We start from the raw sequence: 16,499 nt of genomic DNA, 5'->3' as shown, positions 1-16,499 counted from the left end.
GCACGAAGCGAAGCGTAGGAGGAGGCTCGGCGCTCGCCCGCGGAAAGCGAGCGGAATGCTTCGGAAAACAACAGTAGGGTCACAGTGCCAAATGAAAAAAGCGAGGTATTCAACGATTTAATCGTTGAATACCTCACAATGTGAAAAGATATAGACTTTTTCAGTGCCCTCGTAGTTGTCCAGGTCTCTGTTTTATGTAGCAGATTTTTTAAAAAATGATATTCAGCAAATTGCCACTTATGTCGTATCCCAAAAACTAAGTTATTCACATAATAGAATTTGACGTAAAAACGATTGTTTTTTAGCAACGCATCGATCTTTTATAATCAAACCTGCATCTTCTATCATGTCATCAATTGTTTCAATTGTAACGACAATAACCTTATCGGCAATCCGGCGAGCATGTTTTATAATATCAAATTGATCTTCTGGTGATGAATGCGTAAATAAGTTATAAGGTAAATCAATTATGGCGACATCATAGTGTTCCGTTACTTCTGAGATTGGACCTACTGTAACGTTGCCTGTTAACCCAAAATAAGCGATATTTTCGCGGGAACCCTTGCAAACATTGTAATATATATCTCGCCCTTCCATATTAATTCCCATGGAAAGGGCTTCAATTACTACTGTTCCAATACCACAACAAGGGTCGATCGCCCGAATATTTTGAGGTTGGGGAACTGCGATATTCACAACAGCACGAGCTACTCTTGTACTAAGTGCTGTTGAATAACTGTTTGGTTTGTGTAAATGTTTAAGCCAAATGGATTCACTCTTCATATACCTTCCAAAATGCCAGATCCCATCTACTAACATAAGAGCAAATACAATGTCAGGTTGATTTAGGTCTGGTTCTCCATCAATACATAATCCTATCTCACGTTCGAACAATCGACGCTCTGATTGAGGGATTTTCTTCGTCTCACCTATATCCATACTATTTAAACAAACCACTTTAAAAGTTGCTTCATTTATGTTTATATCCTTCACCATTGTCATGATGTTTTCTACGCTATTATCTTCATATAGCACTTCAAGTCTCTCTTGTATAAAGGGGCTACGGCTTGGATCAATTTTAATATTGCTTATTAAATAGTTTGATTGGGAATCAAGGTTAAAAAATGAACGCATCTCCATTCTGCATAGATCGTACTCGTCAACATGATGGACATATGTGTATATAAATTTATTATTATTTTGCTCGTTGCTCAATTGATTACCATCCTTTTATATTGTTGTTCACTAGATTTTACTAACGTTCATAAAAAACAAATGAAGTTACTTATTGTGTAATCGTATCATAGGCGTCTCTTTCAAGCTACTCGATACACAATTATGCCAAGGTTCAATCGATTAGAGGGAATGGTGGGAATAGTCTGTAAAAAGAGGGAAAATAAAAAACAGGTCAGTTTAGTTATAGGAGGGTGGGTTAAAATGGTTGTAAATGAAGATATTATACATAGAAAGGGAACTAGAAAGGTTAGTGAAATCCCTAGTGACGTTTTAATGTTACTGAATCAAGGGAAAATAGAGAGTGTTAATTTAACGGAGTGGCAAGCTGTTCAGCATATTACTTTATTAAAAAATGTTCTGCCATCCATTGGGCTAAAAGAAAAGTTAGAATATATAATAACTGAGGTAGAAAAGCAAAAAGTTGAAACGGGAATGAAGGCCATACGTTTAATTGGAAGTTTGTTAGATACAGTCTTAATGGATGAGAGTGCAACAAAAAAAGAAGAGCTAATTACAATATGCGCTCATCACGTATCTGATAGTGTCCGATGTTGGGCGGCATTTATGAATAAAAAAAATGATTATTCTTTAGAGGAAAAGCTTTTGTATATCCAACCTTTCGCAGCAGATCATCATTTTGGTGTTCGGGAAATTGCATGGATGTCAATTAGGGAGGATCTTTCGGCAAACATTAAGAAAAGTGTAGATTTGTTAACAGAGTGGGCGAAAAGTGAAGATGAAAACATTCGTAGGTTCAGTTTAGAATCAATCCGTCCTCGCGGAGTATGGACAAAGCATATTGAAATTTTAAAGGAAGAACCGCAAATTGCACTTCCCATTCTAAATTTGCTTAAATCCGATTCAGCTAAGTATGTTCAAGATTCTGTCGGTAACTGGTTAAATGATGCTAGCAAAACTCAAGCAGAGTGGGTAAAAAACCTATGTGATGAATGGCAAAAAGAATCTCCAACTAAGGCGACTGAGAGAATCATTAAAAAGGCTCAAAGAACAATTGTAAAAGGTTAATGGGCTATTGAAAAACTATTATCGAGTTTTTTTAAAGTTACTTGCATATTAGAGAATTATATACTGCTTTTAAAGATAAATGGCAAAGAAGGCTATTATAGCATTAAATAATTATCAAGCCGAACAAGCAACAAGTATTAATCTTGTTGCTTGTTCATTTTGTTTTGCTTGATTGCTAAATATAATGTGAAACTAATCGCACTAAACATTATCATAGAAAAAATAAGTGAAAACGTTGCTTTATAGTAAATAGAGGTAATCAATATGACAAGAGAACTCATAATGATGACAACACGTAATAATATATCTGTTTTTGCGCTTGGATTAAAAAAATCTTGAATAATAGCAAATAAATAAGACAAACCGAAAAATATCAAATACTCATAAATAAAAACAGGATTTACATAATCGGGAATTCCAATATAAATTATTTCAAATATAAAAATGAGTAACACTATATATTTTGAATATTTGTTAAAAAAGTTTACCAAAGTACCACCCCTATCATTAAAATATTAACACATATTGTAAAAAAATAATGAAAGCATTTTAGTTTTCGATCATTAATTGTCTAAAGGATACTGATTATGGCAAAATCTTAGAGGGAATACTCCAAGAAGGAAGTGCGAAAATGAATTTAGAAATGGTAATGCAGGAGCTTGAGGCTCTTGGCAAGGAACGAACTAAAAAAATGTATATGTCCAATGGTGCGCATGAGCCACTTTTTGGCGTGGCAACAGGTGCAATGAAACCAATAGCTAAGAAAATAAAAATAAATCAACCGTTAGCTGAAGAACTTTATGCCACAGGGAATTACGACGCAATGTACTTTGCAGGCATTATTGCAGATCCAAAGGCGATGACTGTGTCAGATTTTGATCAGTGGATGGATGCGGCATATTTTTATATGCTATCGGATTATGTGGTTGCAGTAACTTTAGCGGAAGCAGATATTGCACAAGAAGTTGCTGACAAATGGATCGCAAGCGGTGAAGAGCTGAGAATGTCAGCGGGCTGGAGTTGTTACTGTTGGCTTTTAGGGAATCGCTTAGACGATGAATTTTCCGAGAGTAAAATTGCCAACATGATTGAAATTGTGAAAAATACGATTCACGAATCACCAGAACGAACGAAATTTGCTATGAATACTTTTCTATACACTGTTGGGCTTTCATATTTACCGCTCCATGAAAAGGCTGTCGAAATTGCAAAGGAAGTAGGTCCAGTAGAAGTTAGACGGGATAATAAAAAAAGTAGTATCCTACATGCTTATGAAAGTATTCAAAAGGACGTAGATAAAGGAAGACTTGGTTTCAAACGAAAATATGTAAGATGTTAAACAATAGCCGGTGCTGAAAAAAGGAGATCTATATTTTTTAGAAGGCTTAGAACATCTGTATGTAAATACAAGAAGTTTATATCAAGGGTTTTATTAGAGGGAATAGATTACGAAAATATTAATAAGAATCGCCAGAGCGACGGATGGAACTATCGAAACAAACGGAAAGAACGGCCAAAACGACGGATGGAATCTTCGAAATGACTTGACGCCAGTATTTAATGTGTGATAAAAATGATAGTATCAATTCGGAAAATTAATATTTGGGCAATGATAGGATTAAGTAGTGAAAATCTCCCTATTTCAGAGAACTGATGGTTGGTGCGAATCAGTATATAGATTATCATGAATTTCGACCTGGAGCATCTTTCATAAATCACAAATTGTGAGGAAGTGGAAGACGGTAGTGAATACCGTTATCAAATAAAGTGGTGAAGAAATTTTTTCACAACTAGGGTGGTACCGCGATATATATCGTCCCTACGTATTTACGTAGGGACGTTTTTTATTAAGGTCTTCCTCTTGTTGTATTTTCATAACTAGGGTGGTACCGCGATATTTAATCGTCCCTACGTATTTACGTAGGGACGATTTTTATTAAGGCTTTACTCTTGTTATATCTTCATAACTAGGGTGGTACCGCGATATTTAATCGTCCCTACGTATTTGCGTAGGGACGTTTTTTATTAAGGTTTTATTCTTGTTGTATCTTCATAACTAGGGTAGTATCGTGATTTTTTTATGATCCCTACGTTGTCGTTGAGGCGATTTTTATTTGAAAGGACTTACGATAGACCAATATGAATAAGGACCGAATTGTAATAAAAAAGAAATAGAAAAAGAGAGGAGATTAAGAGATGGAATCGCAGCAATGGACATCGAAATTAGGTTTCATTTTAGCAGCAGCAGGCTCGGCAATCGGTCTTGGCGCAATTTGGAAGTTCCCGTATATGGCCGGTATTGGAGGTGGCGGTGCGTTCTTCCTTATTTTCATCGGTTTTACTTTATTAATTGGTTTACCATTATTATTGGCGGAATTTGTAGTTGGAAGAAGTACGCAAAAAGAGGCTGTTGATGCATATAGAAATATTGCTCCTAAGACGCTATGGCCGTGGGTCGGTAAATTAGGAATTGTAACATGTTTCATATTGCTTTCATTCTACAGTGTTGTAGGAGGATGGATTTTACTATATTTATGGAATGCAATTACAGGTAGACTATGGGAAGGAAATGGCGCGTACGAAGCCACTTTTAATGATATCATTTCCAATCCGTTTTTAGCGGTTGGGTCACAGCTATTATTTATCCTTATTACTATTTTTATTGTTAGTAAAGGAGTGCAAAATGGTGTTGAAAAAGTAAATAAATATTTCATGCCAGCACTATTTGTTTTATTCTTTGTCTTAATTATTCGTGCTCTTACATTAGATGGAGCTGGAGAAGGGGTTCGCTTCTTCTTACAACCCGATTTCTCAAATGTAACATCTGAAATTATTTTATATGCGATGGGGCAATCGTTCTTCTCGTTATCTGTCGGTGTTGGAGTAATGGTTACGTATAGCTCATACTTACCGAAAGAAGAAAGTTTACCGCGTTCCGCATTTTCTATCGTCGGTTTAACGCTTGTGATTACATTGCTTGCAGGGCTTGCTATTTTCCCTGTAGTTTTCGCATTTGGAATGGAACCATCACAAGGACCAGGTCTATTATTTATTGTCTTGCCAGCGATTTTCAGTAAAATGGCATTCGGAAAATTTTTCTTCATTATTTTCTTATTACTATTTTTCTTTGCAACTATAACATCAGCCATTTCCATGTTGGAAATTAGCGTTGCCTCTTTAACGACAAAAGGTAAAGGGAGACGTGAAAAAATGGCATTGATGGTCGGATTACTAATCTTTGTTGTAGGGATTCCATCGGCGCTATCATTTGGCGTATTAAGCGATGTGCAATTGTTTGGAAAAACAGTCTTTGATTTAGCAGACTTTGCAGTAAGTAATGTTCTTATGCCACTCGGTGTACTATTAGTGGCGATCTTCGTACCGTTTAAAATGAAGAAAGATGTGTTAATGCAAGAACTAGGTGTAAGTGAAAATAAAGGCTATAAATTATTTGTATTATGGTTATTCTTACTTCGCTATATAGCACCAATTGCAATTATTATCGTATTTTTAAATGTAATTGGATTGATTTAACATACAATACAAAAGGCCCTAGCATAACGTTATGTTAGGGCTTCTCGCTATGAAATGATCTGCTTTGTCATTCGTGTAGTTTTACAAAGTAAACGAAAATACCCCAAAAATATCAATTAAAGTTAATGTTGGCGTTATTTTTTGTTTCTTCCCTTTCCAAGAAAAAAGTGATCGGGTCCCTCAAAATACTGCTCCGGTTCCTACCAAGCCAGCCCTCCATAGAATAAAAGCTGAAACCAACGCAAATCAAAGACAATACCAACCCGATAAAAAATTAAAAAAAGAATTACTTGACATCATTTGAAATAGCACAAACATCACAAGTTTTTCTGCATATCATAATGGGGAAAGCGTTTTCTTTAATTAATATAGAAGAAAGACACTACAATTTAACTTCTTTCAGTATTCATATGCCACCCTATAGTTTGTAGGAAGAATGTAGTTTAAGTCACTTTTCATCGGGTGTCGCAGAAAGAAGTTAGAGCCTCCGGCGTATTACGGAGTCGGGAAGGTGTTTTTTTGTGCGTGCACAAACCGATTCCGAACACAATTATTCCGAACACAATTATGCCGAGGCATAATTGATTCAAGCTTACTGAAAAACACTTGCTAATTTAAGTATGTACAAATGGTTCTTGCATGGTGTACTTTTCGTTATTTGGTTTTATTACGACTCTAAGTGTGAGGGGCATGAAACCTTGATTGGCTAATTATCTTGGGATTGTCATGTCCGAAGAGCTTCGGCTTGTAGATGCTGTAATAAAGACCCACATTCTGCTGTTGAATTGATACATCTTATCTTTATACAAGAAAATACTGCCACATTTATGTTCGAAAAGACGTGATTTGGTTTGTTATGCCAGATTTAACATTGAAAAATTCTGTAAATTTGATGATTTCAGCTAGTTCAGACGAATATTTGTACGATTATAGGAATTTTACGAAAAAAATTTGCAAAATCCTTAACTATTTCCTACGAAATCCGTATAATAAATCAAACAGTGTGAAAATTGTCCATTTTCTTTCGATTAATTGCGTGAATTTTTAAAATTGTATTGACGTGGGGAACGATAATTTGTACACTGTGTACATTCAATTGTTTTTTGGAGGAATACACTTAATTTAAAAAGTTAGGATTTGATGGTTATGATCGTATGTAAATTTGGTGGAACATCTGTAGCAAGCGCAGAGCAAATTCAAAAAGTAGCAAACATTGTAAAATCTAATCCGGCACGTAAAATCGTAGCCGTTTCTGCACCTGGGAAGCGTTCTGGTGACGACATAAAGGTAACTGACTTATTAATTAACCTAGCAATGGCAGCATTAAAAAATGAAGAAATTGAAGAAAAATTGCAAATCGTTGTCAATCGCTTTATGGCGATTGCAGATGGTTTGGAATTAGATCATACAATTTGTGACGTGATCGCTGAAGATTTACGTGAACGTGTACAAGGTGATAAATCGAATGAGGAATTATTTATCGATAGCATCAAAGCGGCGGGGGAAGACAATAACGCGAAGTTAATCGCTGCTTATTTTAATTCAATCGGTATGCCGGCACGCTACGTAAGTCCAAAAGAAGGTTTGATCGTCAATGATTTACCTGAACGAACGTATGCTTTACCAGAGGCTTATGCAAATCTATCCCCCCTAAAATATACCAAGGAAATTATTGTATTCCCAGGTTTCTTTGGTTACACTAAAGCGGGCATACTGCGTACATTTGACCGTGGTGGCTCAGATATTACAGGCTCTATTTTGGCAGCTGCTGTTGAAGCAGAGCTATATGAAAACTTTACGGATGTAGACTGTGTGTTCTCCGCGAATCCGAAAGTTGTGAATGATCCAGTGGAAATTAAAGAAATTACGTATCGCGAAATGCGCGAATTATCCTATGCAGGCTTTTCTGTTTTCCATGATGAAGCGTTGATGCCTGTTTACAAGATTGGGGTGCCAGTTAACATAAAAAATACAAATAATCCATCAGCCCCGGGTACTCGTATTGTACCAAGACGCTCTGTAACTGGACGTCCGGTTACAGGTATCTCGGCAGACAGTGGCTTTTCAACTTTATATGTGTCAAAATATTTGATGAATAGGGAAGTAGGCTTTGGCCGTAAGCTTCTACAAATTTTAGAAGATGAAAATATTTCATATGAACACACACCATCTGGTTTGGACGATATTTCTGTCATTATGCGTTCAAATCAAATTACACTTGAAAATGAAGAAAGAATCCTAGCTCGTGTAAAAAATGAGTTGAATGCAGATGATGTGCAAATGCGTCATGGTTTTTCTATGATTGTTATTGTAGGCGAAGGCATGCGTAATAACACGGGTCTAGCGGCACGTGCTGCAACTGCAATTTCAAAAACAGGTGCAAATATAGAGATGATTAATCAAGGCTCATCTGAAGTTAGTCTAGTATTCGGTGTGCTACAAGAATATGAAAATCAGATTTTACAAGCACTTTATGGGGAATTTTTTGCACATGTGAGAGTATAGGGAATAAAGTGTAACTTAATCAGTGGGGGTTCTTCAGCCCCACTGTACGGGCAGCTAATGTTCTACCTAACTTTTTGCTTTCGCTAAAATTTTGAATGGGAGTCTTGCACCTGCCGCTGTGCTTTCGGTACAGATCAATTACTGCCCGTAAATGTGGTGTAAACGCTAATCCTTAAACTGGATTAGTGTTTTCTTTTTGACGGGAATACGGTAAAATCAAGGGCGTACATTGATTGGAGGTCTTTCTGTTGAAAAAATTATCGATTGGTATGTTGCTATCAATGATTGGTATACTATTTGTTTGTTTAACGATCATGGATATTTTACCGTCCTCGACAAAAACAATGAAAATTGTTTATATCGGTATTGGCTGGGTGTTTATCATTGCGGGATCAATTATTCGTTTTAAAACTTTAAAACAAAGGCAATAGCGGAATATTTCAAAATTGAATTGTGATAAAATGTGGATTTGTGATACAATTTCAAAAAAATAAATAATTCAAGTATTATGAAGTTGTGATGCTGTACGCAAATTCAAAAGGTTTATATTTGGGATAGGTTTTTAATTTAAGACTAAACAGTACAAATTCTTCTTTGTAAGAATTTGTTTTTTTATTTTTTGATATACATTGAATAGGAGGCGAGATAATGCCAGTACTACGTAAGGAAGATATTCATATTTCCGACCATTATGTTGCCATCCAAACAGATTCACCAATGAAGGTCGTATCCTCTGCAGTACATAATCCAGGCTTTGGCTTTTATACACATTTGATGAATCGTTCAGTGCCTTATACGTATGATGAACGCAAACCGCAGTTAGAATTACAACGGTTTTTGCAGTCTGAGGGCTTTCCGATTGACAATACAGTTGCGATGATGACGGCCGTCTATGCCCGATATGCTACAATTCGTGAGTTTACATATGAAGGAATTCATCTTGTCATAATGATTACGGCAGGTCTTGGTAATGCCGTCGATATTACACGTGCCTTTCATCGTCAGGAGCAGTATCATGCTGGGACTATTAATACGTGGGTACTGATAAATGGAAGATTGTCGGATGAAGCTTTATTTCAGGCAATGATTTCTACGACAGAGGCTAAGGTCAAAGCACTTATTGATGAGGGTATAATAGATCCAACAACGGGTACACAAGCTACAGGTACCTCAACGGATAGTTTGTTAATTGCTTCAACAGAAGAAGGCGACTACCATCAATATGCTGGACCGATTACGATGCTAGGAAAAGTCATTGGCCATGGTGTTTATGAAACGATGCGCGAGGCCATTCAAAAATATAAAAAAGACAAAGAGGAGAATCCTTTATGATGGCACTAGTGATTGCCTGTATCATTGGGCTTGTTTTTGATTTAATCGTGGGTGATCCTCCTAAAATGCCTCATCCAGTACGCTGGATTGGGAAGCTCATTCAATCTCAAACAGAATTATGGAATAAAGGAAGAATGAGAAAATTCCGTGGCATGGTCATGTCACTCGCTGTAGTAGGCACAACGATGTTTGTTGTAACGGCCATTATGCTATTAAGCTATCAAGTTAGCCCACTATTTGGCATATTGGTTGAGGGATTATTAATTGGGATTGGACTCGCACAGCGTAGCTTGAAGGAAGCGGCGATGGCAGTCTATGAACCGCTCGTCAAAGGCGATTTTGCTGAAGCTCGTGTAAAGCTTTCTTGGATTGTCGGACGTGACACGGAGAAGTTAGACGAGGATGAGATTGTACGAGGTGTTGTGGAGACGGTCTCAGAAAATACGAGTGATGGTGTAACCGCACCACTATTTTATGCCTTTTTATTTGGTGCAATAGGGTTATGGGGCTATAAGGCCGTCAATACGTTAGACTCTATGATTGGCTATAAAAACGATAAATATAAAGATTTTGGTATGTTTGCTGCAAAGCTAGACGATGTACTAAATTTTATTCCAAGTCGATTAACAGGTTTACTGATGGTACTAGGTACAAAAAATGAAACGAATGTATCTCTCGGTAAACGCTTAAAACGTTGGGCACAGGATGCGAAAAAGCATCCAAGTCCTAATAGTGGTTATTTAGAAGCAGCTACAGCTGTTCAATTAGGGGTACAGCTTGGTGGAAAAAATACATATCAGGATGTCGTTTCTTATCGAGCAATAATGGGCGAGAAATTAGTTCCATTAACAAAAGAGCATATTGCAACGTCTGTAATTCATATGCGTATCGCGACCTTGCTCTTTACGCTTGTTATGTTAACAGTGGAGGTGTTAATTTTTGCAATTACCTAATCACGGAGCAAATCCGCAAAATGTTTATCATCAGCTAGGACTTAGTATGCCCGAAGAGGTGTATGATTTTAGCGAAAATGTTAATTCTGCAGGGCCACCCCTGTTTGTTGAGGCGCGTTGGCGGACATTTTATCCGCTCATTCAACGTTATCCAGATCCAGACGGTGAGCCGTTTTTATCAAAAGTGGCAGTTTTTCATGATGTTCAGAAAGATTCTGTATTACTAGGTAACGGTGCATCCGAGCTTTTTAGTGTTCTAGTTAGACGCTACGCCAATAAGCGTGTTATTATCGTACATCCAACTTTTTCAGAATATGAACGAACATTACGAGCAGTAGGCGCTGAAATTGTGCCTGTCATTGTAGAGGATATTGTCCACTACACATTGCCGATGGAACATCTGAAGCGTGAAATGGCGAACGCAGACGCATTATATATTTGTACACCGAACAATCCGACGGGGGTGCTTCCTAAGAAAGAGGAGCTTCTCGAATTAATCTCTCACGGTACAAAGGTCAATTGTGAGCTGGTCTTTGATGAGGCATTTATTGACTGGGTAGATGAAGCCTGTTCTTTGATCCAATATGTGGCGGAAAATCCTCATTTAATCATCGTTCGTTCGATGACCAAAATGTATGCGATTCCAGGATTACGCCTAGGCTATTTAGTGGCGAGCCCGATAGTTGTTGCTGATCTAAAGTCTATCCTACCGCATTGGAACTTAAATGCTTTTGCCCTTGTTGTAGGCACAGGCTGTTTAGATGAACACGAATATTGTGAGCAAGCCATTGCCTATGCTAAAAATCAACGGGAATCGCTACAGAGCTATTTACAAGAACATGGTTGTCAGGTGACGAATAGTGTAACAAATTTTGTATGTTTTACATTACCGAAAAATCAGCAAGCAGATACATTTTTTACATACTGTTTATCAAAGGGCGTCGTCCTGCGCCATACAAAAAACTTTATGGGTTTAAATGGTGAATGGTTCCGAATTGGCATTAAAGATATTGCGGCTATGACGTATTTACAGAATTGTTTAGAGGCGTGGTTTAACTTTTTTCAGCAGAAATCACCTTCCTCTATAGGTGGTGAAATGAATGCGGTTTTAAGTCTCCTTTCAGCGGATGTCCAATCATCAGTACCTGTCGCTACGCTTTTCGGTACAAAGACATCCGCTGAAATAAATAGAGGAATTCAGTCTAAGAACGCCACGTCCTGTGGCAACGACTGAGTGACCAACTTCGTATTGGTCTAAAACCTCCAGCGGGTGTCACGAAATCGGAAAGGAATGCTTAGGGGATGTTAGCCTAAAATCATCGCATCCATGCGATAACGGCTAACTGACCTGCATCGGTACCGCTACGCTTTCGCGCAAAAAACATCTGTTGCTGACGCTGCGCTTTCGCACAAAAGACATATGCAGGCCTAAGCACAAAGCCGATTCCCGACACCAATTATGCCGGGGCACAATTGATTGCAAATTAGGGGTGAGAAAGTTGACAACTTTTTATTTAATAAGACATGGCGAAACGATGTGGAATAAAGAGCATCGACTACAGGGATGGTTAGATTCGCCATTATCCGAGGATGGTATTTTACATGCAGAAAAACTTCGAGATCATTTGAAAAAATGCTCTTTTGCAGCGGCATATAGTAGTTCAAGTGGCCGTGCTAAGGAAACGATGCATATTCTTCTAGATAATCGACAGCTTCCAATCTATTATGAGGATAATTTACGGGAAATTTTTTTAGGCGATTGGCAAGGAAAAACAGTCGAGGACATTATGACTATACATCGTCTTGATTATGAATTATATACCGATTATCCAGGACAATTCGTCGCAACCCATACGGAAAGCTTTGGTACGGTAACAGAACGAGCCATTTTTACGTTATCGAAAATTGCAGAAAAATATCCCGAGAATAATGTTTTAATTGTGTCCCATGCTGTAACGATTAAATGCATCATTAACGCCATTTTAGGGCGAAGCATCAATCAGCTATGGGCAGAACCATTTATTAATGGTACAAGTGTCACGATTATTGAGAAAGTCGAGCAACAATGGCTCGTGAAAGATATCGGGAACATTCAACATTTACAACAGGAGGCTTAACGAATGCCACTAATTTTCATTACAGGGGGGGTACGTAGTGGTAAATCCCACTTTGCTGAAAAAGCGGCTGTTACTCACTATCAAACAGAGTTTAACCAAACGCGACGACTTATTTATATTGCTTCTGGAGTAGCGTTGGACCATGAGATGGAGAAGCGCATAGTGCGTCATCAAGCAGATAGACAAGCACAAAATATTGAATGGTTGACGATAGAAGCACCTTATGACATAGCAAAAACATTGCATAAACTGACTGATGGAGATGTTGTGTTATGGGACTGTGTTACGACATGGCTGACAAATGCTTTTTACGAGGGTTTTGATACGGGAACTCCCTGTGTGGAACAACCTTACTGTTTAGAGCAAAAGCTTGATGTTTTAAAAAAGGCGGTAGAGACGTTACTTGAGAAAAAGGTGACGTTTTTTATCGTCTCAAACGAATTATTCGATGAGCCTCCATATTCTAGCGAGGAAGTAGAATTATACCGACAAACCCTTGGGAGATTACATCAATGGTTCGTTTCTATAGCGGATGAGGCGTATGAAATAAATTATGGTGTCGTAAAGAAATGGAAATCATAAATGACGCTTTGAAAATAAAAAGAAGGAAGGCAAGACGATGAAAAATTTCTGGCATAGCATACAACTTGCGTTTCAATTTTTTACAGTTTTGCCGGTACATAAAGAAATTCCGTTAACAAAGGCAACTATTACCGGGATGTTCGCCTTTTTACCATGGATAGGGGCTCTCATGGGTACTACAGTGGCGGCGGTGATCTATAGTTTAACAGAATGGACGGCAAGCAGTGAGGTTTTGCTTACTTTTGTGATTGTCGGATTATTTGCCTTATTTACGGGTGGTTTGCATTTAGATGGTTTTATTGATATGGGGGATGCTTATTTTTCGTATCGAGATCGTGAAAAGCGGCTAGAAATTTTAGATGATCCACGGGTTGGCGCATTTGGAGTACTATCTGTGCTATTTCTAGTGCTTGGTAAATTTGTGATACTGCATGAGTTATTCGTACAGCATAAATTTGCACTATGGATGCCTGTATTTATTCCGTTATTAACTAGAATAGGCATGAGCTTTTATTTTATGTCGCTCAAATGCTCGAAAGAAAAGGGGCTTGCCTACTTTTTTAAAACACATATTAAGCCGGGAATACTTATTAGCTTTATGCTTATCACATTAGTTGTGGCGTATAGTAGCTTGTTGTTTGTCATAGGCTTCTCAATTGTTCCACTAGTGTTGATGGCTGTATTAGCGATTGCCTTTTTAGTCTTCCGTCAATTTACAGTGCGCAACTTTGGTGGCGTTTCTGGAGATTTACTCGGTGCATCAATTGAAGGAATGGAGGTTGTACTGTGGGTGACGTTGTTATTGTTTACTTGATGAGACATGCCCCAACAATGGAAAATTTGGAGAAGCGATATATCGGCTGGACAGATTCTTCATTAGCTGATGCATCTTTGCTGACTATAGTAGATTCAGATGTCACGAAGGTGTATGGTAGTGATTTGCTGCGCTGTAGGGAAACAGCTGCCCATTATTTTCCGCACGCAACATATGTGTCTGATAAAAGATTTCGTGAGTCGAACTTCGGTGCATTTGAAGGACGAACATATGAGGACTTGAAAACAGATAGTCGCTATTGTGCATGGTTAGATGACCCCGTACAGTCACCGCCTCCAATGGGGGAAGGCTTTGATGCTTTTTGTGCGCGAGTCATTGAAGGGTTCACTGAATTACCAAAAGGTGAGGATGTTTATCATCTCGTTGTCCATGGTGGAGTTATTCGAGCACTTCTTGTAGAATTTGCACCGACTGAGCAAACTTTTTGGTCGTATCAAACACCGCATGATAAAATGTTTTCTTTAACGTTTACAAGAAAGGCTTGGGAGGAGGGAGCGAGATGCATGTCTTTATCGGAGGCGCCTATAGTGGAAAAACCGACTATGTCATGAAATTGCTTGCAGGTCAAAAAGTTGAGCTAGTAGATGGCAATCTACCTGATGCCAGCCCAGCCTGTAATGTACTAATTATTAAAAACATAGAGAAATGGCTCGTGACACAAGATCTTGAGGATGATGAACCCCTTGTCAAAACCATTTTGAAAAGACTAAAGACTCTTGAAGAAAATTGTGCAGTCTATATAATAGTGACCGATATGGGTCGTGGAGTTGTGCCAATGGAAAAACAGGCACGATTGTTGCGTGATACATGTGGGCGTTTGTACCAGGCATTATTCGCTGAAGCCGAACAAGTCGTACGCATTTGGTACGGTATCGGGGAACAAATCAAATAATATAGTTTTAAAAAAATTTATTAGGCTTTTCATTTGGGGATGAGATTTACAGGACGTATGCTTTGTAAATAAGTTGATCGGAGTGGAGGCTGAACGCCCCCAAGAAGCTTTGCTCTGCGCGAAAGTGAAGCGTCAGCGACCAAGCGCCCGAAATCAACCTACGTTATCATGACGAGCCAAATATAAAAGGAAAGAGGAAATGGGATGGATCGACAAAGATTGATGAAATTGACGCTCACTGCCATGGTAGCGGCAATTTGTGCAGTAGGTGCAGTCATTAAAATACCAACATTTATTTCAACTGCTGCGCTTGACTCTGCACCTGCACTGTTGAGCGTTGTATTTTTATCTCCAGTATTAGCAGGGGTTGCGGGAGTCATTGGGCATTTTATCTCAGCCTTAACTTCTGGCTTTCCATATGGGCCACTACATATTATTATCGCAGTAGAAATGTTTATTGTTGTATGGGTCTTTGGGGTAATGCATAATAAAGGAATGCATTTCTGGAAATGGCCTGTGGCACTTGTTTTCAATGGTGTTGTTGCACCTTTACCATTTTACTTTATCATTAGTCCTGCATTTTACTGGGCGTCACTGACTAGTCTTCCATTGGCAACACTCATAAATCTAGTGATTGTTGCCATTGCGATGCCAATTCTCTCTAAAGTGTTTATGCGTAAGGAAGGTCGAGTACATTGAGAAATGCAATAAAAATAGGTGGGTTAATTGCAACATCTGATAATGCCGCAGCAATTGGTGAAAAACCACAAGATGTTGTGTCTGCTCCAGACAAATTAACGGCATACTTAACGGCGCGTGTTACTTTTATAGAGCAGCTTGCTGCAAATGCTTTACCAAGCCATATTATACTCGCTAATTTTTCAGGGGATGCTGCATGGTCTCATTACGTTGCAGGCATTCAGCAGGTTTTTGATGAGACGGGTCTTAATTGTCCGCAAATAGACGGTAGTACAGAGTCCAATATGCCGACTCTACAATCAGGTTTGTCTATAACGATGCTAGGTGAGCAGCAAAAACGCACAGCAACTAAGCATGAACAGCTTAGTTGGTACACCTATGGACTACCGCTTGTAGGCAATGAAATCCTTGCGCAGCCTGAAGATGTGGCACAGCTCCAACCTATTTTTCAGGCGTGGAAAGAGGGAATAGTGCAGCAAGTATGGCCAGTTGGATCAAAAGGTCTACAAGCTGAATTTACCCGACTTTTTGGCGAGCAACAGGTTAAAAGTTCGTTAGATGTCGAGAAATCGGCTGGTCCATGTGCAGTAGTTTTGCTAGGAATTCAGCCAGAAAAAGAGCAGCTAGCACAAAAAAAATTTCCTAGAAATTTTGAAAAACTACGTAAAACTGCATTGTAATTGGGCTTGTTTCGAGAAAATGTAGCACTTTATAACGTGCAAGGTGCAAAACACCTATTGCAACAATAAACACAATATGTTAGATTTGTTTAGGAGTTAAAACACTAT

The 16,499-nt window shown here is 38.4% G+C and carries 17 protein-coding genes and 1 other annotated feature; of the genes, 15 read left to right on the top strand and 2 right to left on the bottom strand.

Going from position 1 to position 16,499, the window contains the following annotated elements:
• Positions 1 to 261 precede the first annotated feature (261 nt).
• Positions 262 to 1,215, bottom strand: coding sequence for a TRM11 family SAM-dependent methyltransferase (locus C7Y47_RS23235; RefSeq protein WP_255505310.1), 954 nt, complete (start codon positions 1,213 to 1,215; stop codon positions 262 to 264).
• Positions 1,216 to 1,437: 222 nt separating this feature from the next.
• On the opposite strand from C7Y47_RS23235, the gene C7Y47_RS23230 reads away from it, so the two are divergent.
• Positions 1,438 to 2,262, top strand: coding sequence for a DNA alkylation repair protein (locus C7Y47_RS23230; RefSeq protein ID WP_142510914.1), 825 nt, complete (start codon positions 1,438 to 1,440; stop codon positions 2,260 to 2,262).
• Between the two features lie 137 nt (positions 2,263 to 2,399).
• Here C7Y47_RS23230 and C7Y47_RS23225 read toward each other — a convergent pair whose 3' ends face one another.
• Positions 2,400 to 2,753 carry a hypothetical protein gene (locus tag C7Y47_RS23225; protein ID WP_142510910.1) on the bottom strand — a complete coding sequence of 118 codons (354 nt, stop codon included), beginning with the start codon at positions 2,751 to 2,753 and terminating at the stop codon, positions 2,400 to 2,402.
• Positions 2,754 to 2,893: 140 nt separating this feature from the next.
• Between C7Y47_RS23225 and C7Y47_RS23220 the strand changes: the two genes are divergently transcribed.
• The 14 genes from C7Y47_RS23220 (at position 2,894) to C7Y47_RS23155 (ending at position 16,391) form a co-directional block, all read left to right on the top strand.
• Positions 2,894 to 3,601 carry a DNA alkylation repair protein gene (locus tag C7Y47_RS23220; RefSeq protein ID WP_142510909.1) on the top strand — a complete coding sequence of 236 codons (708 nt, stop codon included), beginning with the start codon at positions 2,894 to 2,896 and terminating at the stop codon, positions 3,599 to 3,601.
• 261 nt (positions 3,602 to 3,862) lie between these two features.
• Positions 3,863 to 4,086, top strand: a binding site (T-box leader).
• 372 nt (positions 4,087 to 4,458) lie between these two features.
• Complete coding sequence (locus C7Y47_RS23215) at positions 4,459 to 5,796, top strand: sodium-dependent transporter (protein ID WP_142510908.1); 1,338 nt, start codon at positions 4,459 to 4,461, stop codon at positions 5,794 to 5,796.
• 1,146 nt (positions 5,797 to 6,942) lie between these two features.
• Positions 6,943 to 8,301 (top strand): aspartate kinase, encoded by a 1,359-nt coding sequence (locus C7Y47_RS23210; RefSeq protein ID WP_142510907.1) that lies wholly within the window; start codon positions 6,943 to 6,945, stop codon positions 8,299 to 8,301.
• Between the two features lie 248 nt (positions 8,302 to 8,549).
• Entirely contained in the window at positions 8,550 to 8,732 is a 183-nt protein-coding gene (locus C7Y47_RS23205) for a hypothetical protein (RefSeq protein WP_132358490.1), read from the top strand.
• Between the two features lie 217 nt (positions 8,733 to 8,949).
• Positions 8,950 to 9,633 (top strand): adenosylcobinamide amidohydrolase, encoded by a 684-nt coding sequence (locus C7Y47_RS23200; protein WP_142510906.1) that lies wholly within the window; start codon positions 8,950 to 8,952, stop codon positions 9,631 to 9,633.
• Positions 9,630 to 10,586 (top strand): adenosylcobinamide-phosphate synthase CbiB, encoded by a 957-nt coding sequence (gene cbiB, locus C7Y47_RS23195; RefSeq protein WP_142510905.1) that lies wholly within the window; start codon positions 9,630 to 9,632, stop codon positions 10,584 to 10,586. Before C7Y47_RS23200 ends, cbiB begins: the two co-directional genes overlap by 4 nt.
• Positions 10,573 to 11,820, top strand: a complete 1,248-nt coding sequence (locus C7Y47_RS23190; RefSeq protein ID WP_142510904.1) for a pyridoxal phosphate-dependent aminotransferase — start codon at positions 10,573 to 10,575, stop codon at positions 11,818 to 11,820. Before cbiB ends, C7Y47_RS23190 begins: the two co-directional genes overlap by 14 nt.
• A 265-nt stretch (positions 11,821 to 12,085) precedes the next feature.
• Complete coding sequence (locus C7Y47_RS23185; RefSeq protein WP_142510903.1) at positions 12,086 to 12,703, top strand: histidine phosphatase family protein; 618 nt, start codon at positions 12,086 to 12,088, stop codon at positions 12,701 to 12,703.
• Positions 12,704 to 12,706: 3 nt separating this feature from the next.
• Entirely contained in the window at positions 12,707 to 13,285 is a 579-nt protein-coding gene (locus C7Y47_RS23180; protein ID WP_142510902.1) for a bifunctional adenosylcobinamide kinase/adenosylcobinamide-phosphate guanylyltransferase, read from the top strand.
• 37 nt (positions 13,286 to 13,322) lie between these two features.
• Entirely contained in the window at positions 13,323 to 14,099 is a 777-nt protein-coding gene (cobS, locus tag C7Y47_RS23175; RefSeq protein WP_142510901.1) for an adenosylcobinamide-GDP ribazoletransferase, read from the top strand.
• Complete coding sequence (locus tag C7Y47_RS23170; RefSeq protein ID WP_142510900.1) at positions 14,072 to 14,671, top strand: histidine phosphatase family protein; 600 nt, start codon at positions 14,072 to 14,074, stop codon at positions 14,669 to 14,671. Before cobS ends, C7Y47_RS23170 begins: the two co-directional genes overlap by 28 nt.
• Positions 14,620 to 15,012 carry a bifunctional adenosylcobinamide kinase/adenosylcobinamide-phosphate guanylyltransferase gene (locus C7Y47_RS23165; RefSeq protein ID WP_142510899.1) on the top strand — a complete coding sequence of 131 codons (393 nt, stop codon included), beginning with the start codon at positions 14,620 to 14,622 and terminating at the stop codon, positions 15,010 to 15,012. Before C7Y47_RS23170 ends, C7Y47_RS23165 begins: the two co-directional genes overlap by 52 nt.
• Before the next feature lie 204 nt (positions 15,013 to 15,216).
• Positions 15,217 to 15,711 carry an ECF transporter S component gene (locus C7Y47_RS23160; protein ID WP_142510898.1) on the top strand — a complete coding sequence of 165 codons (495 nt, stop codon included), beginning with the start codon at positions 15,217 to 15,219 and terminating at the stop codon, positions 15,709 to 15,711.
• Positions 15,708 to 16,391: a hypothetical protein gene (locus tag C7Y47_RS23155; RefSeq protein ID WP_255505309.1), complete on the top strand. Its 684-nt coding sequence runs from the start codon at positions 15,708 to 15,710 to the stop codon at positions 16,389 to 16,391. The genes C7Y47_RS23160 and C7Y47_RS23155 overlap by 4 nt, the downstream gene beginning before the upstream one ends.
• Positions 16,392 to 16,499 lie beyond the last annotated feature (108 nt).

The organism is Lysinibacillus sphaericus (assembly GCF_006864135.1).
Classification (GTDB): Bacteria; Bacillota; Bacilli; order Bacillales_A; family Planococcaceae; genus Lysinibacillus.
Note: the sequence above shows the minus strand (reverse complement) of the source record. Positions and strands in the feature narration are given on the sequence as shown.